18 protein-coding genes are annotated in these 23,345 nt (G+C 66.3%); 4 read left to right on the top strand and 14 right to left on the bottom strand.

The features are described 5' to 3' along the window. Positions 1-6: 6 nt before the first annotated feature. Positions 7-237 (bottom strand): hypothetical protein, encoded by a 231-nt coding sequence (locus NV401_RS03665; RefSeq protein WP_261293011.1) that lies wholly within the window; start codon positions 235-237, stop codon positions 7-9. Positions 238-420: 183 nt separating this feature from the next. Between NV401_RS03665 and NV401_RS03660 the strand changes: the two genes are divergently transcribed. Continuing rightward, positions 421-717, top strand: a complete 297-nt coding sequence (locus tag NV401_RS03660; protein ID WP_261293010.1) for a hypothetical protein — start codon at positions 421-423, stop codon at positions 715-717. A 252-nt stretch (positions 718-969) separates the two neighbouring features. Here NV401_RS03660 and NV401_RS03655 read toward each other — a convergent pair whose 3' ends face one another. Genes NV401_RS03655 through NV401_RS03640 form a run of 4 tightly spaced genes read right to left on the bottom strand, consistent with a single transcriptional unit; the run spans position 970 to position 3,272 of the window. Beyond that, positions 970-1,434, bottom strand: a complete 465-nt coding sequence (locus NV401_RS03655; RefSeq protein ID WP_261293009.1) for a DUF1178 family protein — start codon at positions 1,432-1,434, stop codon at positions 970-972. Beyond that, a complete protein-coding gene (locus NV401_RS03650) occupies positions 1,431-2,252 on the bottom strand; it encodes a carbon-nitrogen hydrolase family protein (protein WP_261293008.1) in 822 nt (273 codons plus the stop codon). Before NV401_RS03650 ends, NV401_RS03655 begins: the two co-directional genes overlap by 4 nt. Then, positions 2,249-2,506 (bottom strand): glutaredoxin 3, encoded by a 258-nt coding sequence (gene grxC, locus NV401_RS03645; RefSeq protein WP_261293007.1) that lies wholly within the window; start codon positions 2,504-2,506, stop codon positions 2,249-2,251. Before grxC ends, NV401_RS03650 begins: the two co-directional genes overlap by 4 nt. A gap of 31 nt (positions 2,507-2,537) precedes the next feature. After that, positions 2,538-3,272, bottom strand: a complete 735-nt coding sequence (locus tag NV401_RS03640) for a ComF family protein (protein ID WP_261293006.1) — start codon at positions 3,270-3,272, stop codon at positions 2,538-2,540. Positions 3,273-3,314: 42 nt separating this feature from the next. Between NV401_RS03640 and NV401_RS03635 the strand changes: the two genes are divergently transcribed. Beyond that, positions 3,315-4,151, top strand: coding sequence for a class I SAM-dependent methyltransferase (locus tag NV401_RS03635; protein ID WP_261293005.1), 837 nt, complete (start codon positions 3,315-3,317; stop codon positions 4,149-4,151). 13 nt (positions 4,152-4,164) lie between these two features. Here the strand turns inward: NV401_RS03635 and NV401_RS03630 are convergent, their stop codons facing one another. The 9 genes from NV401_RS03630 to NV401_RS03590 all read right to left on the bottom strand — a co-directional run bounded on the left by NV401_RS03630 (position 4,165) and on the right by NV401_RS03590 (position 20,598). Further along, complete coding sequence (locus NV401_RS03630) at positions 4,165-4,554, bottom strand: response regulator (protein ID WP_261293004.1); 390 nt, start codon at positions 4,552-4,554, stop codon at positions 4,165-4,167. 55 nt (positions 4,555-4,609) lie between these two features. After that, on the bottom strand, positions 4,610-7,084 hold the full coding sequence (locus NV401_RS03625) for a tetratricopeptide repeat-containing sensor histidine kinase (RefSeq protein WP_261293003.1): 2,475 nt from the start codon (positions 7,082-7,084) through the stop codon (positions 4,610-4,612). A 55-nt stretch (positions 7,085-7,139) separates the two neighbouring features. Further along, positions 7,140-8,381 (bottom strand): EAL domain-containing protein, encoded by a 1,242-nt coding sequence (locus tag NV401_RS03620; protein WP_261293002.1) that lies wholly within the window; start codon positions 8,379-8,381, stop codon positions 7,140-7,142. 631 nt (positions 8,382-9,012) lie between these two features. Next, positions 9,013-10,500 (bottom strand): flavin-containing monooxygenase, encoded by a 1,488-nt coding sequence (locus tag NV401_RS03615; RefSeq protein ID WP_261293001.1) that lies wholly within the window; start codon positions 10,498-10,500, stop codon positions 9,013-9,015. A 133-nt stretch (positions 10,501-10,633) separates the two neighbouring features. Continuing rightward, positions 10,634-14,905 (bottom strand): translocation/assembly module TamB domain-containing protein, encoded by a 4,272-nt coding sequence (locus NV401_RS03610; protein ID WP_261293000.1) that lies wholly within the window; start codon positions 14,903-14,905, stop codon positions 10,634-10,636. Further along, the gene (locus tag NV401_RS03605) at positions 14,905-17,016 is read right to left on the bottom strand and encodes an autotransporter assembly complex protein TamA (RefSeq protein WP_449325412.1); all 2,112 of its coding nucleotides are present in this window, start codon (positions 17,014-17,016) and stop codon (positions 14,905-14,907) included. Before NV401_RS03605 ends, NV401_RS03610 begins: the two co-directional genes overlap by 1 nt. Positions 17,017-17,197: 181 nt before the next feature. After that, positions 17,198-19,270 (bottom strand): malate synthase G, encoded by a 2,073-nt coding sequence (locus NV401_RS03600; RefSeq protein ID WP_261292998.1) that lies wholly within the window; start codon positions 19,268-19,270, stop codon positions 17,198-17,200. A gap of 219 nt (positions 19,271-19,489) precedes the next feature. Beyond that, positions 19,490-19,948 carry a MarR family winged helix-turn-helix transcriptional regulator gene (locus tag NV401_RS03595; protein ID WP_261292997.1) on the bottom strand — a complete coding sequence of 153 codons (459 nt, stop codon included), beginning with the start codon at positions 19,946-19,948 and terminating at the stop codon, positions 19,490-19,492. Further along, complete coding sequence (locus NV401_RS03590) at positions 19,945-20,598, bottom strand: YoaK family protein (protein WP_261292996.1); 654 nt, start codon at positions 20,596-20,598, stop codon at positions 19,945-19,947. The genes NV401_RS03595 and NV401_RS03590 overlap by 4 nt, the downstream gene beginning before the upstream one ends. Before the next feature lie 109 nt (positions 20,599-20,707). Here NV401_RS03590 and hppD point away from each other — a divergent pair, with 109 nt between their 5' ends. After that, the gene (gene hppD / locus NV401_RS03585; RefSeq protein WP_261292995.1) at positions 20,708-21,790 is read left to right on the top strand and encodes a 4-hydroxyphenylpyruvate dioxygenase; all 1,083 of its coding nucleotides are present in this window, start codon (positions 20,708-20,710) and stop codon (positions 21,788-21,790) included. A 144-nt stretch (positions 21,791-21,934) separates the two neighbouring features. Continuing rightward, positions 21,935-23,221 (top strand): homogentisate 1,2-dioxygenase, encoded by a 1,287-nt coding sequence (gene hmgA, locus NV401_RS03580; protein ID WP_261292994.1) that lies wholly within the window; start codon positions 21,935-21,937, stop codon positions 23,219-23,221. Positions 23,222-23,345 lie beyond the last annotated feature (124 nt).

The raw sequence follows: 23,345 nt of genomic DNA, 5'->3' as shown, positions 1-23,345 counted from the left end.
CGTTGTTCAGCGATCGTACCAGATCGAGAAGGCTGCAGCAGCCGCGATCAGGACGAGGACAATTATCAGCAGTGCATGGTTCGGCGTGAATTCCAGCCCCCGCTTCTTCGGCCTCGGTCTACCGCTGCGTTCCACGAACCGGATTTGGCTGTTGTCCATGCCGCCTCTTTGCCATTCTGCCATATCGGCGCAATGGTAGATCCTCACAAAAACGGCTGCCGTCGCGACGACGCGCACCGTGGCGTCGATGGGCGGAGCGGGGGCATCAGGGAATGATGGACTCCGCATGCTGCGCGCGACCGATCTCGACATAGCCGCGCCGTGATCGCGGCTATGATATTTCTGCGAATGCCTTGCAGGGCGACCCTGGTGTACAGTCTAGGCAAAATTGACGTGCGTAAAGAATAGGAACTAAGTCGAGTGGCAGGTAATCGTAAATCGGCGCGCAGGGATATTGCGGAGATCGCTGCGCGCAAGCGTGAACACGAAGAAGTTAGCTTTGACCGGATGACGTTCGATGTGGAGGCGCTGGGTGGATCGCCCCAAGTCAGGCGGACTCCAAGCGGCCGGCTGATTGTCGGTCTCCTCATATTGCCGTGGATTTTCGGCTGGTTCCTGGCCGCGCGGGGATATGCCAATAGCACGCGGGCGATCGTGGCTGTTTACGCGCTCGTCGCACCGGCGCTGATCGCGTTTAACGACGTTCTGGTGGGGTGAACCGACGAGGTACGGTCACTCGCCTCCTCACGATGATGCAGAGCGGGCCGCGAATCGCAGTCCTGCTCGAAGCACGGTCATCCGGGAAGACAGGCTGGTGGATGATATCGAAGGCGTCCAAGTCGTCCAAGTCGTCGGTGTCGAGTAACCGTTGCCTTATTCCCCAGAGCTGAATGGACACTGCGGTTACTAGCGAGGGGCGCCTGGGTTAGTCACTCGACGCAGCGTTCCGCGGGTCGGTCAGAACACCGTTCAGTTCAAGGTCTCCGGCGGCAACACCGGCAGCAATAATGGCGCGATTGCCACCCCTTCGTCGAGCAGGGCCGCGGCTTCCGCGCGCGTCGATTGGCCGTGGATCGGCGCGATCGCTTCCTCGCCGGCATGCATCGCGCGGGCGCGATCGGCAAAGGCGCGGCCCACCCATTGCGATTCCTTGAGCGCCTTGCCCTGCGCCTCGGCCAGCGCGTGTAGCGCCGCCTTCATCACCTCCGGCGTCAGCACCGGCTTGTCCGACTGGTTGGAAGCCGGCGTCGGCGCTGCCTTGCTGTTGCTTCGCGCGCCGAGGTTGGGCGCCATGAGCGCCTTTTCCACCTGCGTGTCGCTACACATCGGGCAGGTCACCAGACCGCGTGCGCGCTGCTCCTCGAACGCCGCACTCGAACCGAACCACGCCTCGAACACGTGGTTGTGCCCGCATTTCAGATCGAACACGATCATGCCATGCCGACCCTGGGGATCGCGCGGCGATGGGCGAGCACGGGAAGGCGCGCACGCACCTCGGCGACGCGCTCAGCATCGATATCGACCAGCGCCAGCCCCGGCGCCTCGCCCATGTCGAGCAGGATCTCGCCCCATGGATCGATCACCAGCGCATGGCCGAACGTCTCGCGTCCGTCTTCATGCACACCGGTCTGCGCCGCGGCGATCACCCACGCCCCCGCCTCGATCGCGCGCGCGCGCAACAGCACGTGCCAATGCGCCGCACCGGTCGGGCGGGTAAACGCCGCCGGCACCGTCAGGATCGTCGCCCCGGCGTCGCTCAGCGCGCGATACAGATCGGCAAATCGCAGATCGTAGCAGATCGACAGGCCGATTTGCCCGATCGAGCTCGCGACGACGCAGGCGCTTTCGCCCGGCGCGTACGCCGCGGATTCACGCCAGGAAATGCCCCCCGGCAGATCGACATCGAACAAATGGAGCTTGTCGTAGCGCGCGCGGATCACGCCGCGCTCGTCGATCACGAAACCGCGATTGGCGAACCGGCCATCGGGGCGGCGCACCGCCAGCGAACCGAGATGCACCCAAATACCGTGTTCGGCGGCGGCGGCCTGCACCGCCGCCAGCACCCGATCGGCGTCCTCGGCGACGATGTTGGCAGCAGCGCGCGCCCGATCGCTATCGAGCAGCCCGGCCATTTCGGGGGTGAACAGCATCGCCGCGCCGCGCGCCGCGGCGCCGGCGATCGCCGTTTGCAACGTGCGTGCATTGACCGCGGGATCGATCCCGCTGGTCATCTGCAGCACCGCCGCCCTCATGCGGCCAGCAGCGCATCCAGCTTGCCGGCGCGTTCCAGCGCGGCAAGATCGTCCGACCCGCCGACATGCTTGCCGTCGATGAACACCTGCGGAACCGTGCTGCCGCCGTTGGCGCGTTCGAGCATCTCGGCGCGCTTGGGACCACCCATCGTGATGTCGAATTCCTCGACCTCGACATTCTTGGATGACAGGAGCTTCATTGCGCGCGCGCAGTACGGGCAGAACGCTTTGGTATAGATTTCTACTTTAGCCATGATGCTGAAATGTGGTGCGGGGGCGCCATTGTCAATCCGCCGGCTGGTCGCGCAGCACGCGGGCCCAGCACAGGATCGTCACGCGGGCCGCCCCGGCGCGGAGCAGAACGCGGGTGCAACCGTCCGTCGTGGCGCCGCTGGTGTGCACGTCGTCGACCAGCACGACGGCCCTGCCGCGCACCCGGTCGCGCGCACCAGGATCGACCCGAAAGGCCCCGGCGACCGCCTTGGCGCGGCCCGTCGCGCCCAGCCCACGCAGCATCGGCGTCGCCCTGACGCGCCCGATCACGGTGAGATCGGCGGGTACGCCGCTGCCGCGCGCTAGCGCCTGCGCGATCAACGCCGCCTGGTTGAAACCGCGCGACCAGATGCGCCAGCGGTGCAGCGGCACCGGCACGATCAACCCCGCATCCGCCGGCATCCAGCGCAGCATCTGCCGCGCGACCGTTTCGGCAAAGGCGGTGCGGCCGCCATATTTGAGCCGCAGCGCCACCGTCCGGGCGACTTCGCCATAGGCCACCGCCGCGCGCAGCCCGGCATGGCGCGGCGGCCGGGCCAGGCATGCGCCACATAACGCCCCCTCCCCGCGGTCATAGTCGAACGGCAGGTTGCAGCCGGCGCACCAGGGCGGCCCGAGGAACCGAAGCGCCCCGAAACAGGCGGCGCAAAAGACATGATCCTCCGCCACCACAGCTCCGCATCCCGGGCAGCGCGGCGGCAGCGCGAGGCCGGCGACGAAGTGCAAAGGCCGGAGCAAGGGCGACACATGCTCTTGTCGCCGCGTCTCCCACGCGGCACAAGACCCGCCGTGACCCCACCCGAAATCTTCGACCGTTCGCTCCGCCGCCTGCGCCGCGATCGCGCCCAACCCGCCTATGCCGCGTTCGATTTCCTGCGCGCGCAGATGCTCGATGGCATCGCCGAGCGGCTCGACAGCGTGACGCGACGCTTCGAGGATGTGCTCGATCTCGGCTGTTTCGACGGTGCGTTCGCGCCGCCACCCGGCGCGCGGATCACCCGGATAGATCCCGGCGCGGCGTTCGCCGGGGCGGCCGGCGGGGTGCAGGCGGACGAGGATCGCCCGACTTTTCCCGACGCCTCGTTCGATCTGATCGTGTCCGTCGGCACGCTCGATACGGTCAGCGACCTGCCCGGTGCGCTGGCGCTGGCGCGGCGTGCGCTGCGCCCCGACGGCTTGTTGCTGGCCGCCTTTACCGGTGGCGCCACGCTGTCGACGCTGCGTGCGGCATTGCGTGCGGCGGAGGGCGATGCCCCGGCGGCGCGGATCCACCCGCAGGTCGATGTGCGCGCCGGTGGCGATCTGCTCGCCCGTGCCGGCTTCGCGCTGCCGGTTGCCGATATCGAGACGCTTTCGGTGCGCTATGGCGATCTGTTCGGCCTGATCCGCGATCTGCGCGGCATGGCTGCGACCAACCTGATGCCGGGTACGCCGCCGCTCACCCGCGATACGCTCGCGCGGGCGGCGCAAGCGTTCGCCGCGCGTGCCGATCCCGACGGGCGCACCGCGGAACGCTTCGATATCGTGTATCTCACCGGCTGGGCGCCGGCCGAGACCCAACCCAAGCCGGCTCGGCGCGGCAGCGCGACGGCGTCCCTCGCCGACGCCTTGCGACAGCGCGACTAGCCGCGGGCGAGGCTCAGCCGATCATCCCGTCGCCGGCCGCCTTGGCCAGCATGCGGCCCATCGCATCGAACAGCGAATCCATCGCCACCGGCTTGAACAACACGTCGTCCGCGCCCTGCGCGATGCAGCGTTCGCGCAGATCGATCGCGGTATCCGCGGTGACCACGATGATCGGCAACTTGGCTTTCGCGTCGCCGCGAGCGCGGATGTGCTTGATCGCGGTGATGCCGTCCATGCCGGGCATGCGCAGGTCGATCAGGATGATCGCATAATCGTTCTCGTCGAGCAGCTTGAGGCCGATTTCCGCGCTTTCGGCGCCGGTCATCGTCGCGCCGGCGACGTCGAGCATATCGCTGACCACACGCCGATTCATCGTATCGTCCTCGATGAAGAGGACGTTCATGGCTGTGTCGCCCGGGTAGGTTTGGTCTGCGGCATGGTCGGGGGAGCCTATCGTCTCATGCCGCGGGCGAAACAAGATGGTCGGACGACAAATTGTACGAACCGAACATTTTTGCGACGAGTGCCGCCGCCGCGATCGGCTTGACGATCACCTGGCCGATGCCGGTGGCCAGCAGCGCCGGCTGATCGGCCGCATTGGTGCCCGGCCATAACAGGCTGGTTGCGGCGCCGGCGGCAGCGGCCGCGGCGGCGATCATCGACAGCGCCGCATCGCGATCCGGCTCGGCGGCGATCGTGGCATCGTCGATCAGCACCTGCGCGACATGGCCCGCGCGGATCCGCTCGAGCGCCTCGTCGGCGCAGGCGGCAAAGGCCACCGCCCCGGCCTCGGCCTCCAGCACCGCGCGCAACATGCTGCGCGTGATCGGACTGCGATCCAGGATCAGCAACGCCTTCTGCCCGGGAGCGACCGACACCGTCTCGGGGGCACTGGCCGGGATCAGCGGCAGATCGAGAATGAAGCTGGCCCCCTCCCCGCAGACGCTCTCGACGCGAACGTCGCCGCCCATTGCCCGGGCGAGATTGCGGCAGATCGCGAGCCCGAGCCCGGTGCCGCCGAATTTGCGCGTCGTGCCGGCGTCGACCTGCCGGAAGGATTCGAAGATCAGATCGTGCTTTTCCGCCGGGATGCCGATCCCGCTGTCGATCACCGCAATCGACAGACGGTCATCGAGCGATGCGGCGCGGAGCGTCACCGTACCGCGCTCGGTGAATTTTAGCGCGTTGGACAGGAGGTTGAACACGATCTGTCGCAATCGCGCCGCATCGCCCTGTACCCAGCCCAGGCCACCGTCCACCTCGAGCACGAATTGGATGCCGCGCGCGCTGGCCTGTTCCTGCCACAGCTTGGCGACATCGCGCAGCGTCGCCTGCAGATCGAACGGCACCTGTTCGATCGTCAGATTGCCCGTCTCCATCTTCGCCACGTCGAGAATATCGTCGACCAGCGCGCGCATCGTGATGCCGGCGCCGTGCACCACGCCGATCCGGTCGCGCAGCGCGGCGGTCAGCGTGCGGTCGGTCAGCATCACCTGCGTCATGCCGAGGATGCCGTTGAGCGGGGTGCGGATCTCGTGGCTCGTTGTGGCCAGGAATTCCGTCTTGGCGGCCAGCGCCTTGGCCAATGCCGTGTTGGTCGCGGCCAGATCGATATTGGCGTGGCGCACCTGATCGCGGCTGCGCCTGAGCGTCACGATGCCGAACGCGAGCAGGCTGACGATGACCATCACGACGATGGCGATGCCGATTGCGATATTCTGCCGCGTCGCCGCGCGCGCGCGTTCGAAATCGATGTTGCGCTGCAGCTCGTCCGCCTTCAACTGGGCGATGCGCGTCTTCTGGTTGGCGAAATCGAACCGGGCGGCAACCAGCGAGGTATTGGCCGATGCCGCCAAGCGCGACGTCTGGTCGTCGAGCCGCTTGAGCGCCTCGAGATGCACCAAGGCCTGCCCCTCCTCGCCGACCCTGCGGAATATCTCATAGGCGGCCTTGTGCCCCTCGCGCATCTCGAGCGTCGTCTTGGTCGGATCGACGCCGTCGAAACTCCGCGCGATCAGCCTGACCGCCTCGTCCCTGCGGCCTTTGCGGAACGCCGAACTGGCCGCCAATACCCAGAACTGGTTGCGCGCCACCGCGCCCTCGTCACTGGCGGTCAGCGCGAAGCCCTGCGCGATCGTGCGGTCCGCGAGCGCGAGCTGGCCAGCAACGAGTTGCCCGCGCGCGATGTTGCTGAGCACGCGCGCTTCCATCGCCGGGCTCTTCTGCTGCCGGGCGATCTCCAGTGCCGTGCGCAGCTGCCCGTCGGCAGCGTTGACCCGCCCCAACTCCTTGAGCGCATTGGCGCGATTGTTGTAGATCGCATAGAGGATCTGCGGGTCGCCGCGATAGACGTCGAGCGCCTGATCGTAATATTTCAGTGCGTTCCGGTAATCCTCCGCTTCCTGATACAGCAATGCGATGCTCAGCAGCGCGATCGCCTGGCTGCGCGTCTCGCCGATATCGCGGAAGATATTGTGCGCCTTTTGATAATCGTCGAGCGCGGCGGCGACGCCCCCGGTCGACGTATGCAGTCCGCCGCGCGATAGCAGCAGATCACCGTTCAGCTTGGTCGGCTTGCCGGCCTGATTGACGAGGCGGATCGCCCGATCGATCAGCGGCGCGGCCCTGGTTGAATCGTTAAGCCGCAGATAGGCCTCACCCTGCAGCCATTGGGCGGTCGCGATCCCGATCAGCCGGCGACGGCCGTCGAGCCGTCCGGCGAGCGTCTCGGCCAGGCTCGCGCGCGCCACCGCTTTGCTCGGGTCGATCAGCATCATCGCCTTGGCATCGGCAATCACACTGTCGAAGCGCGTTCCATCCTGGGCGACCCCGCCGGCCGGGGCAGCGGCGTGCGCCGGCCGGCCTGTCGCTGCCGCCACCATCATCCCGATGGCAAGGATCGTGGCCAGGGCGGCAGGAAAGCGGAATTTCATCCAATCGCGATTAGCCAGAACCCCTTAAATTCGGGCTAAGGCCGCGCGCCGCCGGTCAGGCGCTCTTCCAGAAGCTTGCCGGACGCGAGAACATGGAATGGCGGCTGTCTTCGCCCAGCTTCAGCCGATCGTCGCGCAGATATTGGCGGAAGGCGTCGATCGAGATCGGCCGGCTGATCAGATAGCCCTGCACCATGTCGCAGCCCATCACGGTCAGCAAGGCGAGCGCCGCCTGGGTTTCGACACCTTCTGCCGTGACCTCCATCTCCAACGCATGGGCCAGATCGATCGTCGACCGCACGATCAGCGGATCGCGGTGACTGCTGGTCAGCTGCAGGACGAACAACTTGTCGATCTTCAGTTCGCGCGCCGGCAGTTGTTTGAGATAGGCCAGCGAGGACAGCCCGGCGCCATAATCGTCGATCGCGATCGTGATGCCGACATCGGCAAAGGTCTGGAGGTGGGCGATCGCCACCTGCGGATCGCGGATGACCGAGGTTTCGGTGATCTCGAAGCCGATCTTGGCACCGTGGCTGCGCACCATCGCGCAGGCGCTATCGACAAAGGCGGTGTCGGCGAGCAGCTGGCCGGAAATATTGATGAAGATCGTCAGATCGTGCCCGTCCGCGGCGAGGATCTTCTGATCGGCGATCACCCGCTCCAGCGTCCATAGCGTCAGCGCGCCGATCTCGCCGATTTCCTCGGCCAGCGGAATGAAATCGCCGGGCAGGACGAGGCCGCGGGTCGGGTGCTGCCAGCGGACCAGTGCCTCGGCGCTGGCGATCTCCTGCCGCCGGACATGCACCTTGGGCTGGTATTGCAGGAACATGTCGCGATTGGCGATCGCTGCGGTCAGTTCGCGCGCCAGGGTCAGCTTGTCGAACGCCGGGGTGCCGGCGGAAAGATCGCGCACGATGGCTTTCTGGTCGACGCGCGCCTGCGCCAGCGCTGCCTCCGCTTCTTCGATCAACCGCACGTCTTCGGTATGGCCGACCGGCGCCGCCGCCGCGGCGAGCAGCACCTTCAGGACATGCGGTTCGCCGTCGAGATCGAACGGCGCGTCCAGGTGTACCGCGAGGTCGGCGATGGCGCTGTCGAGATCGGCCACGGCATCGCCTTCGAACGCGATTTCCAGCAACGCGCGCCCGACGATGCCGACGCGTGCGTCGGGCAGCACCCGCGCAATACGATCGGCAACGTCGAGGACCAGTTCATCGCCGCGATGGCGCCCGAGATGGCGGCGCAGCGCATCGAAATTGGAGATCTCGATCAGTGCAAGAAACGTCCAGCTGTTCAATCGCGGCCAATCTGTTCGATCCGTCGACTGGCGTTCGCCGACGAGCGCAGCACGCGGTCGCGACGGCGTTGCGACGACCGTCTCGGCAGGCGCATTGGCAGACAGCAGCACGCTGTCGCCGCCGCCCGACGCAAGGCGCGAAGGTCCCGTAGCACGCGATGGTTTGCTGATCGGAACACGGCCCATCCCCAACGAGATAGGTCTCAGGCTTAAAGGAACCCTTAAGCGCGACTAAGGGATCCCCGCAACGCCCGGAAATCCTGTTGATTTATCGTTAAGGACCTCTTAACTATTTCCCGCACTCAACTGAGTGTATCAAGGGAGAAACTCCATGCTGAAGTTCCTGCTTTCGCTTGTTTATGGCGACAACGTCCGCCCCTGGTAAACCAGGCCGTCGATCCGGTCCCGAGCTGATTCACATGTAATTGAAGCGTTTAGCACCGGGATCGGAAAGACTACCGCGGTTACCGTTAATTTTCGCCGACGAATGGCACCAGAGCGGTTGTAGTTGCGACCCCGACCCGCCGGGTCGATTTGGCGCACAGATCTCCGTCCCGTCGCGATATGCGCCGCGGCTCAGCCAATGCTACTTTACGATACTGTGATCGCTGCCGCGAACGACGGCCCGATATCAGGCGTCGACATTGGTACGCCCGGCCGCGGTTGACGGCGCCGGGTTGGAAAAGTCCATTTCCGCATCCACCGAGCCGTATTTCAGCGTCACCAGATCCTTGGCGTAATTCTGGTAAAGCTTCCACGGATGGCGATCGCCCTGCTTGGGAAACTTTTCCATCGCGCGCGTCACATAACCCGAGGTGAAATCGAGAAACGGCGCCGGCTCCAATGCCCCGCCGCCGATTCGCGGCGTCGCTTGGCGCAGGCCGCGCTTCTTCATCGTGTTGAGCAGACGGCAGACATAGCCGGAGGTGAGGTCCGCCTTCAGCGTCCAGGAGGCATTGGTATAGCCGAAGGACGACGCCATGTTGGGCACGCCGGAATACATCATGCCCTTATAGTTGAACGTCTGCGCCAAATCGACCGGCGCACCGTCGACGCTGAATGCCACGTCGCTCAGCAACTGCAGTTCCAGCCCCGTCGCGGTGACCACCACGTCTGCCGCGAGTTCACGGCCGCTCTCAAGCTTGATGCCGGACGGTGTGAACGTGGCGATCCGGTCGGTCACCACCTCCGACTTGCCCGATTTGATCGAATCGAACAGATCGGCGTCCGGCACCAGGCACAGCCGCTGATCCCAAGGATTGTAGCGCGGCGTGAAATGCGTGGCGACGTCATAGTCCGGCCCGAGATGTTCGCGGACCATGCCCAGCAACCGCTCCTTGACCTTTTCCGGCCGTTTGCGCGCCATGTTGAAGAACAACATGCTGAACAGCACGTTCTTCCACCGCGTGATGCCATAGGCCATCTTGCCGGGCAGCTTGGCGCGCAGCCAGTTGGCGACCCCGTCCTCGCTCGGGCGCGACACGACATAGGTCGGCGAGCGCTGCAGCATCGTCACGTGCGCCGCGCTTCTGGCCATTTCCGGCACCAGGGTGACCGCAGTGGCGCCGCTGCCGATCACGACGACGTTCTTGCCGGTATAATCGAGATCGCTTGGCCAGTGCTGGGGATGGACGATCCGCCCGGCGAAACTCTCCGCGCCCGGGAAATCGGGCGTGTGGCCCTGGGCGTAATTGTAATAGCCCGAGCACATGAAAAGGAAGTTGCAGGTATAGGAAACCGGCCCGTCGGGCCCCTCCACGCCTACCGTCCAACGCGCGTCCGCGGTCGACCAGGTGGCCGTCTTAACATGCTGCGAATAGCGGATGTGGCGATCGATGCCGTTTTCCTGCGCCGTCTCCTGCAGATAGCCGAGAATTGACGGGCCATCGGCAATCGCCTTGGCGGCGGTCCACGGCTTGAACGAATAGCCAAGCGTATACATGTCCGAATCGGAGCGGATGCCGGGATAGCGAAACAGGTCCCAAGTCCCGCCGAGCTGCGCGCGCCCCTCGAGAATCACATAGCTGCGATCGGGGCACAGCGTCTGCAGGTGATAGCCCGCGCCAATGCCGGATATCCCCGCGCCAACCACCACGACATCGAAATGTTCTAGCGACATTTGTCTCTCCTGCAGGGACGATAGGATATCTATCGGTTGCAGAAAAGGACTTGTTTTCACGTCAGCATTTCGTCCTACCCCGCCGGCCGCGACCGCCCCCTGACTGAGCGGTCGCGGCGGACGATCGGGGGCGTCAGAAGTCCTTCGAGTATTTCACGCTGACATTGGATCCGCCGAACGACCCGGCCTGCGACAGGATGCTGATGCTTTTGGTCAGCGCGATCTGCAGCTGCGTGGCCGCGAAGCCGCGCGAGTCGGTGATGATCTCGATATAGATGTCGTCGGTCAGATATTTGCCCGCCGCGAGCGCCGTCCCGCGCCCGCTCGCCTCGTCCGCGCCCAGGATGCGCAGGCGATCGATCCCGGTCGCGCCACGCAGCTTGCCCAGCGGATTGAGCCCGCCGCCCGACCCGCGCAACGAATTGAGCGCGGACGCGAGCTGCAATGCCTCGGTCGCCGACAGGTTGGTCACCGACGAGCCGAACAACAGGCGGCTGAGCACCTCGTCCTGCGGCAGCGACGGTGTCGAGCTGAACGCAATCTGCGGGTTCTGCCCGGTCCCGGTGACGTTGATGTTCACCGTGATGCCGTTGGTCGTCGTGCTTGCCGTAATCGCGATCTCGGGGTCGGACAGCAGGCCACCGTTGAAGCGGACGTCGCCCTTGGTGATCTCGAAGCGCTTGCCCGAGAAGCTGTAGGTACCGCGCACGATCTGGACGCGCCCGACCACCTTCGGCGCGGTCGAGGTGCCGCCGACGCGCAGGTCCATCTCCCATTCGGATTCGAGCCCCATGCCCGAGACGAACAATTTGTTGTCCGCGCGCACCCGCAGGTCGAGCTTGAACAGCCCGGCCGACGCCACCGCCGGCCGATCGGTCGGCCGCGTCACCAGATCGCTCTTGCGCCGCACCCCGGTGAGCTCGGCGACTTCTGCCTGACCCTGGCGGATGATTTCGTAGCGCGCCTCGGGCAGATCGATATCGCCCTTGATCAGCCCGCCATTCGCCTTGCTGTTGGTGATCGCGATCGTGCCGCTGGCGGTCGCGCCCAAGGCATCGCTCTTGGCCAGCCGCGCATTGTTCAGCGTGGCACGGATGTCGATCGGGAAGCCCTCGTCCGCCGCAAAGCCGACCGAGCCCTGCGCCTGCACGCTGCCCTCGCCGGCGCGCGCCTGCAACTGGGTGATCTCGAGCCGCGAATTATTGAACCGCCCGGCGATCCGCATGTTCGACAGCCGCGTGCCATAAGTCTCGTTCTCATAGGCCAGCTTGTCGGCGCGGATCACGCCGTTGAGCGTCGGGGCCTGCAGCCGCCCGCCGAAATCGGCCGCGATGGCGATCCCGCCGGTCAGTTGCTGGTCGGGTTGCGCCGCCAGGCTGAACAGCACGCCGGCCGGGCCGTTATACCGGATGCCGCCCGAGAGCGGCGCGGCGAGCAGACGCTCGCTCCACGATCCGCCGCCGCCAATCGGCTGCAGCGTCGCGACCATCCGCCCGACCGTGTTCGTGCCGCGCTTGACCAGCGCGCGGGCATCGCCGCCGCTCTGCGCCAGCTTGCCGGCGAAGACGATATTGACCGGCTCGGACACGGCCGAAAGGCTCGATCGGGTGAAGTTGGTCACCGTCATCCGCGCGTCCGCCACCGGGAAGGCCGAAGCGTTGGCCTGGGTGAAATCGAGGCTGCCCGTCGCCGTGCCACCGAGCCCGAGGTTGGGGATCAAAGCATTGGCGACCGACAGATCGAGCCGATCGAGCCGGACCTGCGCGGTGGTGCCGCGGCCATAGGTGCCGGCCAGGCGCGCCGAACCCTTGTCGAAATCGAGCCGCGTCGGCAGCAGGCGATAGCCGGCGCCTTCGAGCTGGATCCGTGCCGGCGAGGCGGTGCGGAAGCCGATGCCGTTGGCACGTCCTTGGATCGCCGCCAGCCACAATTTCGGGCTGAGCCGCGCGTTGAGCGCGATGTTGAACGGCACGCCGTTGGAACCCGTCGCCACCGCCTGCGCGGTGCCGGTGCCGCCGGCATAGTTGATCTTCGCCCGCGCCGAGGACAGCACGGTCGGGCCGTAGCGCAGATCGGCGATCTGCACGTCGGCGCGCACCTGCGGCTGATCGTACAGCACGATATTGGCGGCGATGATCGCGCGACCGATCGTGAAGTCGGCCTGTCCGGGGATCTTGGCGGCATAGGCCCGCGCGGCGATATCGGCGCGCTGATACTTGCCCTGCGCGCCGAGATTGGCCGCGCCGGTGATGCCCGAGCCGGCGAACTGGATGCGGCCGGCAAACGGCCCGGCCGGCACCTGCTGCACGCGGCCGGAGAAATTGACCCCGGCGAACCTGGCGGTGCGGATGTCCACCGCGAGCACCGGGCTCGGCTTGACCACCACATCGGCCGAGAAGGGCCCGTAATTGGTCCCGCCGGTCGCGACGATCGCATAGGACGTGCCGTTGCCGCGCACCCGCGCTTCGAGATTGACCAGCCCGACGCCGACGCCCGGCCGCGGCGCGCGCAGCAGCACGACCGGCGCGGTCGCGCTGCCCGTCACGCGCGCGGTGAGCGGGCCGTAAGCAGTGGAATAGGCATCGGCATTGACCAGCAATGCGCCGCTCGGATCGTAGCGGCCCGAGCCGCCGGTGATGCGGAACTGTGGCGCGTTCATCCGCAGATTGCGGAACGTGATCACGCCGCTCGGATCATAGCCGATATCGGTGCGCACCACGGCATTGCCGCCGAGGAAATCGCGAATGCCCGAATTGAAGATCTGCGAGGTCTTGGCCACCACCCGCCCGGTGATGCCGAACCCGCCGCTCGGCACCGTCACCAATTTGGCATTGGTGGTGATGTTGAGGATGCCGATGCTTTCCAGCCGGTAGCCGTTGACCGTGCCGTTGAGCGCGCCGGTATAGCGCCCGGTCTGCATGTTGGCGGCGATGATCGCGGTCGCATTGATGCGGCGCGAGCGGATCTTGAGATTGTCCGACAGGATGTTGACGCCGGAGATCGCCAGATCGCCGTTGATCGTGACATTGTCGAGCAGATCGCCCGCCGCCGCGTTCAGCCCGGCGATGCGCCGCGCGCGCGCCGCGATCGGCACCAGGATATGGTCGGCATCGACCTTGGCCAGCCCCGAGGCATAGACATCGTCGACGCGCGTTTCGCCGAAGCCGATGCTTGCCGCCTTGATCACGTAATTGACCGTCGGCGTCGCGAACGCGCCGTCGAGCACGACGCTCGCCGCGACGTCGCGGCCGTTCAGATTGGGCAGGATCGCGCCCGGTGTCAGCAGCCGCGCATCGACCTTGAGATTGCCGAACCGGCTCGCCGCCATGTCGATCAGCCCCTGTCCCGCCACCGCCAGCGCGTCGGACTTGAGCTGGAAGCGCGTATTGACCTTGCGCTCGTCGAGGGTCGCATCGATCGCCAGATCGAGCTGCGGCGCGGTGATCGCCGCGAGCGGATTGGTCGCGTCGGGCTGCTGCGCACGGCCGGCGCGGACCTGCGCCACGCCCTCGGCCGGCGTATCGGCGTACAGCGCCGGATGCGCATTGCCGCGCACCTTGAACGCGCCATCATTTGCCGCGAGGTTCAGGTCGGCGAGCGACTTGCTGCCCAAAGTGGCGATCGCCTTGCCGGTCCACGCCTTCCACGTGCCGTTGCCCGTAACCGTGGCTTCGAGCGGCTGCTTGAGCCCCGCCATGGCCGAGACGACGCCGTTCGCCGGCGCGGTCAGCCGTGCATCGACATCGAGCCGGTTCTGGTCGGGTACCGCATCGAGCTTCAACACCAGCCGATCGCCACCGGCGATGCCGGGGCCGGTCAGCGCCAGCGCATTGGCGGAGATCTGGGCGCGCGCATCGGCGATATGCACCGCGCTGTCGAAGCGCAGGATGTGCGGCGCGCCCGATACCGCCTTGGCCATGACGAAGCGGTCGACCGTCAGCCGGCCGATATCGATATCAAGATCGGGCAGCAGCGGCGCGTTGGGATCGCTCGGCGTTTCCTTGAGTTCGGGCGAGCGCGCCAGCGTGATCAGCTTGGCCCCGGCCGACTTCACGTCGACATGGTTGTTGGCGAAGGCGAACGGCCGCCAGTCGACGTCGAGCCGCGGCGAGGTCAGGAACACGCCCTTGGGGTCGCTGACCCGCACGTCGCTCAGCACCATCTTGCCGTAGATCGATCCGTCGATCCGCCCGACCTTGATGTTGAGCCCTGACGCCGTGTTGTAGCCGCCGATATAATTGGCGATGATCCGCCGCCCCGGGCCGGTATCCACGCCGAAGAACAGCAGGGCAATCAGCACGACCAGGCTCAGCACCGCGATGCCGAGCCATTTCAGGATGCGCTGCCACAACGGCCGCTTGGCGACGACGACGGTTTCGGTCGCTACTTCTGCCTCGTCGGCCATTAGAATGCTTGCCCGATCGAGATATAGAGCGCGACCTTGCCGTCGCCCTCACGGGGGTTGAGCGGCGTCGCGACATCGACGCGCATCGGCCCGAAATTGGTATAGAAGCGACCGCCGATCCCGGCGCCGTAGCGCAGGTTCTGGCCCTTGGGCATCACGCCTTCATAGGCGTTGCCGCCATCGATGAACGGCACGATGCCGTAATCGCCGAAGCGATAGCGCGCCTCGAGCGAGAATTCGTTGATGCTGCGTCCGCCGACCGGATCGCCATTGGGATCGAATGGCCCGAGGCGCTGATAGCCATAGCCGCGCACCGATCCGCCGCCGCCGCCATAATAGCGCCGCGACGGCGCCAGATCGTCACGATCGATGCCGGGGATCGTACCCGCGCGGATTCGCCCGGCAAGCACGATGCTGTCCGTCACCGGTTGATAGATGCTGCCTTCGACCAGCACGCGCGCATAGGGCTTGACCCCGCCGCTGACCGACGTCTCGGGGCTCAGGCTCAGCTTGAGGCGATAGCCCTTGGTTGGGTTGAGCAGACTGTCGGACCGGTCGAACAGCACCTGCCCCGGCAGCGCGAAGATGCCGTAGGTGCGGCGCTCGCGCTGCTGCGTGGTGAAATCGTACACGCTCTCGTTGGTGCCGGTCAGCTCGAAGCCGAAGGCATAGGTGAACTTCTTCTGCCAGATCGGCGTCGAATCATAGCTGATCCGGCCCGACAGCGTGCCGGTGAAGGCGTCGAACGCATCATAGCTCGAATGGTTGGCGGACGCGGTCAGCGTCACCGTGCGGTCGCGCTTGCCCGCATTCGATCGGCGGAACGTGCCGCTCGCGCCCTGCTCCTGCGTGCCGGCGATGATCGTGCCGATCAGCGCGCCTTCCGGGCGGAACACGTTGCGATGCGTGAACGAGCCCTCGAGCGTGAAGCCCTGCCCCGTGCTGTAGCCCGCGCTGCCGGCGAGCGAGCGCGGCGGCCCGGCCTCCTGCCGCACGAGCAGGTTGACCTGCTCGGTGCCGTCCGGCCCCGGCGTGCCGGTGCGCACCGGCTCGACCGAGACGGTCGAAAACAGCCCCGTCGCGACCAGCGCCTGGCGCAGGTCGTCGACCTTGCGATTGTCGTACAGTTCGCCCTGCTTGAAGCGCGCGAGCACGCCGACATGCTCGGCATCGAACGCCAGCTTGCCTTCGGTCGAATAGCTGCCGAACGACGAGCGCGGGCCGGGATCGACCGGCAGCGTATAATCGCCGGTCCATTTGGCGTCGTCGAGCAGGATGTCGCGCTGGCCGAGCGTGATGAAAGGATAGCCCTGTTGCGGCAGCTTCAGCGCGAGATTGGCTTCCGCCCCCTGCACGCGATCGGCCTCGATCTTGTCGCCCACCACCAGCGGCAATTCACGGCGCAGCAGATCGGGCGGCGTCACCGCGCCCGCCACGATGTTCACCGAGGACAAGGTGTAGACCTTGCCCGGCGTCGCGCTGACGATCGCCTTAATCCGGCCATTCTTGTCGGCGGCCGGCGGCTGCTCGATCGTCGAGATCGCGGTGCCGTCATAATAGCCCCTCGACTTCATCAGCCGGACCGCCAGCGCCTCGTCCTCGCGGCCGCGCGCGGCGATCATCGCCGAATTGGCCGCCTTGCCGTCGCCTTCCTTGAGCGCCGACAGGCCGTTGAACTGCGCGGTCGCCTCGATTTCATCCAGCCCGCGCACCTCGGTGTCGTAGCGGATCACGACGGTCTTTTCGTCGTCGGTATCGGCCAGCTCGACCGGCGGCGTGGTATCGTAGGATCCGAGCGTCGGCAGCGGCGCGACGAGATCTGGCTCGGCCTGCGCGACCGGCGTCAGCGTCTGCCCGTCGGGCGAGACCGCATCCGCCGGCGTTGGCGGCACGGTCGCGACGGGCGGGATCGTCGCCGGCATGGCTTCGAGCGGCGCGTTGATGTCGTCGGACAAAGCGGGGAGCGCGGCATCGAATTCGGGGTCGGAAACGATCGGCTGATTCTGATCAGGATCGACCGGCTGAGCCTGGACGGTTTCAGGGGCTGGCGCCTGCTGCACGGGCGTCGCGCCCGCCAAAGCCAATGCTACCCAACTCGACGTAAGCCACAGACCAGTCAAAACGCACACTTCCCCTTAGGGGCGCGGCTGGCACCGTCTAATCCCCACCTCCCGCGCCTAACGCACGGGAATCGGCTTGGTTCCTAGCGGCTTTACCGCGCTGGCTCAACGCCATCCGCGCTTTTCCGCGTGTTTCCACGGCAACGGCCAGGGACGCACGCGGAAAAACCGGTTACGCCGCCGCCTTTACGCGCAGCCGATAGGCATGCAGCAACGGCTCGGTATAACCGCTCGGCTGGCGCACGCCCTCGAACACCAGCGCGCGTGCCGCCTGATAGGCCAGGCTCGTTTCGGCATGACCCGCCATCGGGCGATACAGGGCATCGCCGGCATTCTGGGCGTCGACCTTGGCTGCCATCCGTTCGAACGCAGCATCGATATCGGCCGCGGTCGCCACCCCGTGCAGCAGCCAATTGGCCATATGCTGCGACGAGATGCGGAGCGTCGCGCGATCCTCCATCAGCCCGATGTCATGGATATCCGGCACCTTTGAACATCCCACCCCCTGATCGATCCAGCGCACGACATAGCCCAGTATCCCCTGCGCATTGTTGTCGAGCTCGGCGCGCACTTCCTCCGCCGTCCAGTTGCGCCCGCCCGCCACCGGCACGGCGAGCAACCGATCCAGCCCCGGCACCGCTTCCGCAGCGATCTCCTTCTGCCGCGCGAACACGTCGACCTGGTGATAGTGCATCGCGTGCAGCGTCGCCGCGGTCGGCGACGGCACCCAGGCCGTGTTCGCGCCCGACATCGGATGCGCGATCTTCTGGTCCATCATATCGGCCATCCGGTCGGGCGCAGCCCACATGCCCTTGCCGATCTGCGCCTTGCCCGACAGGCCCGCCGCCAGCCCGATCCGCACATTGCGATCCTCATAGGCCTTGATCCAGTCGCTCGCCTTCATCTCCGCCTTGGGGATCATCGGCCCGGCGCGCATCGCGGTGTGCATCTCGTCGCCGGTGCGATCGAGGAAGCCGGTGTTGATGAAGGCGATGCGGTCCTTCACCGCGAAGATGCAGGCGGCGAGATTGGCCGAGGTGCGGCGCTCCTCGTCCATCACCCCGACCTTGATCGTGTGCCGCTCGACCCCGATCAGATCCTCGACCGCGTCGAACAGCGCGTCGGTGAAGGCGCATTCGGCGGGGCCGTGCATCTTCGGCTTGACGATATAGACCGAGCCGGCGCGGCTGTTCTGGAACTTCCCCAGCTTGCGCAGGTCGTAGAGCGCGATCGTGCTGGTGACGATCGCGTCGAGAATGCCCTCGGGCGCATCGCGGCCATCGGCGAGCCGCACTGCAGGCGTGGTCATCAAATGGCCGACATTGCGGACGAATAACAGGCTGCGCCCCGGCAACGTCGTGCCGTCATCATAGCTGCGATCGGGATTGAGCCGGCGCGTGATCGTCTTGCCGCCCTTCTCGAACACCTCCTCGAGTTCTCCGGTCATCAGCCCGAGCCAATTGGCATAGGCCGCGACCTTGTCCTCGGCATCGACCGCGGCGATCGAATCCTCGAGGTCGCAGATCGTCGTCAGTGCCGATTCCAGGATGACGTCGGCGATCCCCGATGCATCGTCCCGTCCGATCGGATGGGTGCGATCGACCACCACTACGATGTGAAGACCGTGATGTTCGAACAGCCATGACGCACCCTTGCGTGCGATCAACTGCGCAGGGTTGGCCAATTCGGGCTGAGCGTCGCGCAATTCGGTCCAGGAGCCCTGTGCCAGCGGCACGGCGGTATCGAGAAACGCCTTGGCCGCCGCGACCACCTGGGCGCCGCGCACCGGATCATAGCCGCCCGGCACCGCGGTCCCCGGCAGCGCATCGGTGCCATAATAAGCGTCGTACAGGCTCCCCCAGCGCGCATTGGCGGCGTTGAGCAGGAAGCGCGCGTTGAGGATCGGCACGACCAGTTGCGGACCGGCCATTGTCGCGACTTCCGCATCCACGTTATTCGTGCCGATCGTGAACGGCGCGGGCTCGGGCACCAGATAGCCGATCTCGCGCAGATAGGCCTCATCGACCCCCTCGCCCGCCTGGTAGCGCGCGTCGATCTTGGCCTGGAGTTCGTCGCGAACCGCCAGCAGCGCGGCATTTTCCGGCGTGAACCGCGCAAAGATCTCCGCCGCCCCCTGCCACCAGGCGGCCGCATCGATCGTCAGGCCGGGCAGCACCGCCTCCTCGACGAAACGCACCAGCGGTTCGGCCACGGACAATCCGGCACGATCGAGCATTGCAGGCATGATATCTCCTTGGGGTTCGAAACGAACGACGCCTGGGGAGGACCAGAAGCCGCTTAAAGCCCGCCCCCAATTCCCGCAACCAGCGAGTTCGCGCCCCCCTCCCCATGTCGTCATCCCGGGCTCGGTCCGGGATCCAACGTGCCGCAAGCGCTGCACATCAGGGCGACACCCATTCTAAGCCGCAAGTTGGATCCCGGACCAAGTCCGGGATGACGGAGCCTATTCCGGGTCGAGCGCCGCCGCCGATGCCTCGAGCCGGTCGAGCACCGCACGAAACGCCGCCAGTTCCTTCGGCGAAAACCCGCCGAAAATCCGCGCTTCGAGTTCCAGCGCCTTGGGCGCCACGCTCTCGTACAGATCCTGCCCCGCCGCGGTCAGCGACAGGAGATGCGAGCGCTGGTCCTGCGCGTTCGGCTGCCGCGCGACCAGGCCGCGATCGACCAAAGCGATCGCCGCGCGGCTGACCGTCACCTTGTCCATCCGCGTCGCCGCGCCCAGCGCCTGCTGCGTCATCCCCTGCCCCTCGGCGATCACCGCGATCAGCCGCCACTCGGCGATCCTGAGCCCGAACAGCGCCTGATAGGCCGTGGCGATCGCCGACGACACGCGGTTCGACGCGACCGACAGGCGATACGGCAGGAAATCGTCGAGCCTCAGTGTCGTCTTGCCGGCCGTCACGTCCTGCTCTCCCGCGCCCGCAACGGCCCCACCAGCATCAGCACGGCCAGCACGGCCATGCCCGAGGCGACAAGCCACAAGGCATCGAGCCGCCACGCCGCGAAGCTCGCCGCGCCCGCCGCGCCGCCGGCGATCAGCCCCGACCATAACAGGACATGCGGCAGCCAGCTCCAGCGGTCCTCGCCCGCCAGCGCCGCCGCCAGCCGCTGCCCGACCTTGACCAGCCGCCCGGTCATATAGGTCAGCCCGATCCGCACTTCGCCATCCTGTTCGAACACCGTATTCTCCATCCCCATCGCGATCGCCATCACCGCGCAGGCCGGCCACAGCCGGCCGGCATCGCCGAGCAACGCCGCCAGCGCCAGCAGCGCGGCGATCGTCGCCAGCACGCAGGCCCGCCGCCGGGCCCGCGCGACGCGGCCGATCAGCGATCCCGCCGTCACCCCCGCGACGAACAGCAGGATCAACCCGCCGGCGATCGCCGCCGCGGCCGAGCCGCCCGCCAGCCCGACCCCCAGCCGGGTCGAATTGCCGCTCATGAACGACATGAAATAGCCGCCGCTCGCCAGAAAGCCGACCGCATCGACATAGCCCGCCGCCGCCGACAGCAATACCGCCAGCACACGTTCGGGATGATCGATCGAAGTCACCCGGCCAGCCTAGCCGCGCGACGCGCGCTTGGCGAGCAGCGCTGGACGCGCGGGTAAACATCGCGTACCTAGTTTCATCTGTTACCAGTTGAGTGACCGGAGAGAGATCATGACCGACCTGCCAGCGACCGCCAATCCGATGGGCCTGAACGGCTTCGAATTCGTCGAATTCACCTCGCCCGATCCCGAGGCGCTGGCCGGCCTGTTCGTCAAGATGGGCTTCACCCATGTCGGCAACCACAAATCGAAAAACGTCCGCCGCTATGCACAGGGCGACATCAACTTCCTGCTCAACATGGACGAAGCGGGCCAGGTCGCCGGCTTCCGCAACGCGCATGGCCCGAGCGCCAACGCGATGGCGTTCCGCGTCGCCGACGGGGAACAGGCGCTCAAGCTCGCGCTCGAGCGCGGCGCGGCGGCGGTGAAGGGCGAACATGGCCCGGGCGAGCTCGACATCCCGGCGATCGAGGGCATTGGCGGCGCCAATCTGTACCTCGTCGACGAGAAGTCGCGCATCTACGAGACCGATTTCACGCCCGTCGCGGGCACGACGCCGGACGACAACAGCGTCGGCCTGCACACGCTCGATCACCTCACGCACAATCTGCAGCGCGGGCGGATGGCCTATTGGGCGGATTATTACGAGCGCATCTTCAACTTCCGCCAGATCCGCTATTTCGACATCGAGGGCCAGTCGACCGGCCTGTTCAGCAAGGCGATGACCGCACCCGACGACAAGATCCGCATCCCCTTGAACGAAAGCCAGGACGAGCATTCCCAGATCGAGGAATTCATCAAGGATTATAAGGGCGAAGGCATCCAGCATCTGGCACTCGCGACCGACGACATCTTCAAGACGGTCGACACGCTGCGCGCCAACGGCATCCGCTTCCAGACCACGCCGCAGACCTATTTCGACCTGATCGACAAGCGTCTCCCCGGCCACGACCACGACGTCGAGGAGATGCGCAAGCGCGACATCCTGATCGACGGCGCGCCGGAAACCGGCGGTGGCCTGCTGCTGCAGATCTTCACCGAGAATATGGTCGGCCCGATCTTCTTCGAGATTATTCAGCGGAAAGGAAATGACGGCTTCGGCGAGGGCAATTTCAAGGCCCTGTTCGAGAGCATCGAGCTCGACCAGATCCGTCGCGGCGTCGTGCCGGGTGCCGCTGAAAAGACCGACGCTTAAACCCCTAAAACCCTTCTCCCTCCGGGAGAAGGTGGCGCGAAGCGCCGGATGAGGGCGACGTTGGCCACGCCAGTCATCTCACCCTTCCGTCGCTTCGCTCCTCCCTCCCTCTCCCGATGGGAGAGGGAATTAAGGACCAAAGCCATGCCCCTATACATGACCGGCTTCGGCAACCACTTCGCCAGCGAGGCCGTCCCCGGCGCGCTGCCGATCGGGCGCAATTCGCCGCAGAAACCGCCCTACGGCCTCTATGCCGAGCAGCTCAGCGGCACCGCCTTCACCGCGCCACGCGCCGAGAACCGCCGCTCATGGCTGTACCGCCTGCGCCCCAGCGCCGCGCACCCCGCCTTCACGCGCTACGAAGGCGCCAGGCTGTTCGCCCCCGGCACGGTCGACGCCCCCTTCGCGCCCAATCGCTTGCGCTGGGGCCCGCTCGACATCGAACCGCAGGACTGGCTCGACAGCCTCACCACGATGCTCGTCGCCGGCGAAGGCCCCGCCACGCAGACCGGCGTCGCGATGCACCTCTACCGCGCCGGCAAGGACATGCAGAACCGCGCCTTCGTCAGCGGCGACGGCGAACTGCTGATCCTCCCCGAGCAAGGCGCACTCACCCTGCTCACCGAACTCGGCCGGATCGACGTCAAGCCGGGCGAGATCGCGCTGATCCCACGCGGCGTCCGCTTTCGCGTCACGCTGCCGGATGGCGCCGCGCGCGGCTATGTCGCGGAAAACCATGGCGCGCCCTTCCGCCTGCCCGATCTCGGGCCGATCGGCGCCAACGGCCTCGCCAATCCGCGCGATTTCGAAACGCCGGTCGCCTGGTTCGAGGATGTCGAGGGCGACTACGAACTGGTGCACAAATTCCTCGGCAGCTTGTGGACCACTGAGCTCGGCCGCTCGCCGCTCGACGTCGTCGCCTGGCACGGCAATTACGCACCGTGGAAATACGATCTCGCGCGCTTCAACACGATCGGCAGCATCAGCTTCGATCATCCCGACCCCTCGATCTTCACCGTGCTCACCTCGCCCAGCGACATGCCCGGCACGGCGAACGTCGATTTCGTCATCTTCCCGCCGCGCTGGATGGTGGCGGAGGACACGTTCCGCCCGCCCTGGTTCCACCGCAACACGATGAGCGAGTGCATGGGCCTGATCACTGGCCAGTACGACGCCAAGGCCGAGGGTTTCCGCCCCGGCGCGCTCTCCTTGCACAATCAGATGAGCGGCCACGGCCCCGACGTCGCCACCTGGACCGCGGCGAGCAATGCCGCGCTCCAGCCGCACAAGATCGACGGCACGATGGCGTTCATGATCGAAAGCCGCTGGGTGTTCCGCCCGACCGATTTCGCGCTGCAAACCAGCGCGCTGGACGACGATTACGACCAGGCCTGGACCGGCTTCCCAAAAGCGCAGCTGCCTGAAGCATAGGGAAACCCTCACATTACCGTCATCCTGACGAAGGTCAGCATCCATCGTGCCCCTAGGGACGGTCGGATGTGAGGCACGATGGATCCTGAATCTGGTTCAGGATGACGGTGGTGTGACGACACGC

Origin of the sequence: Sphingomonas hylomeconis (assembly GCF_025370105.1) — a bacterium.
In the GTDB taxonomy this organism is placed as follows: domain Bacteria; phylum Pseudomonadota; class Alphaproteobacteria; order Sphingomonadales; family Sphingomonadaceae; genus Sphingomonas; species Sphingomonas hylomeconis.
This window is presented reverse-complemented; position numbering and strand designations above follow the sequence as displayed.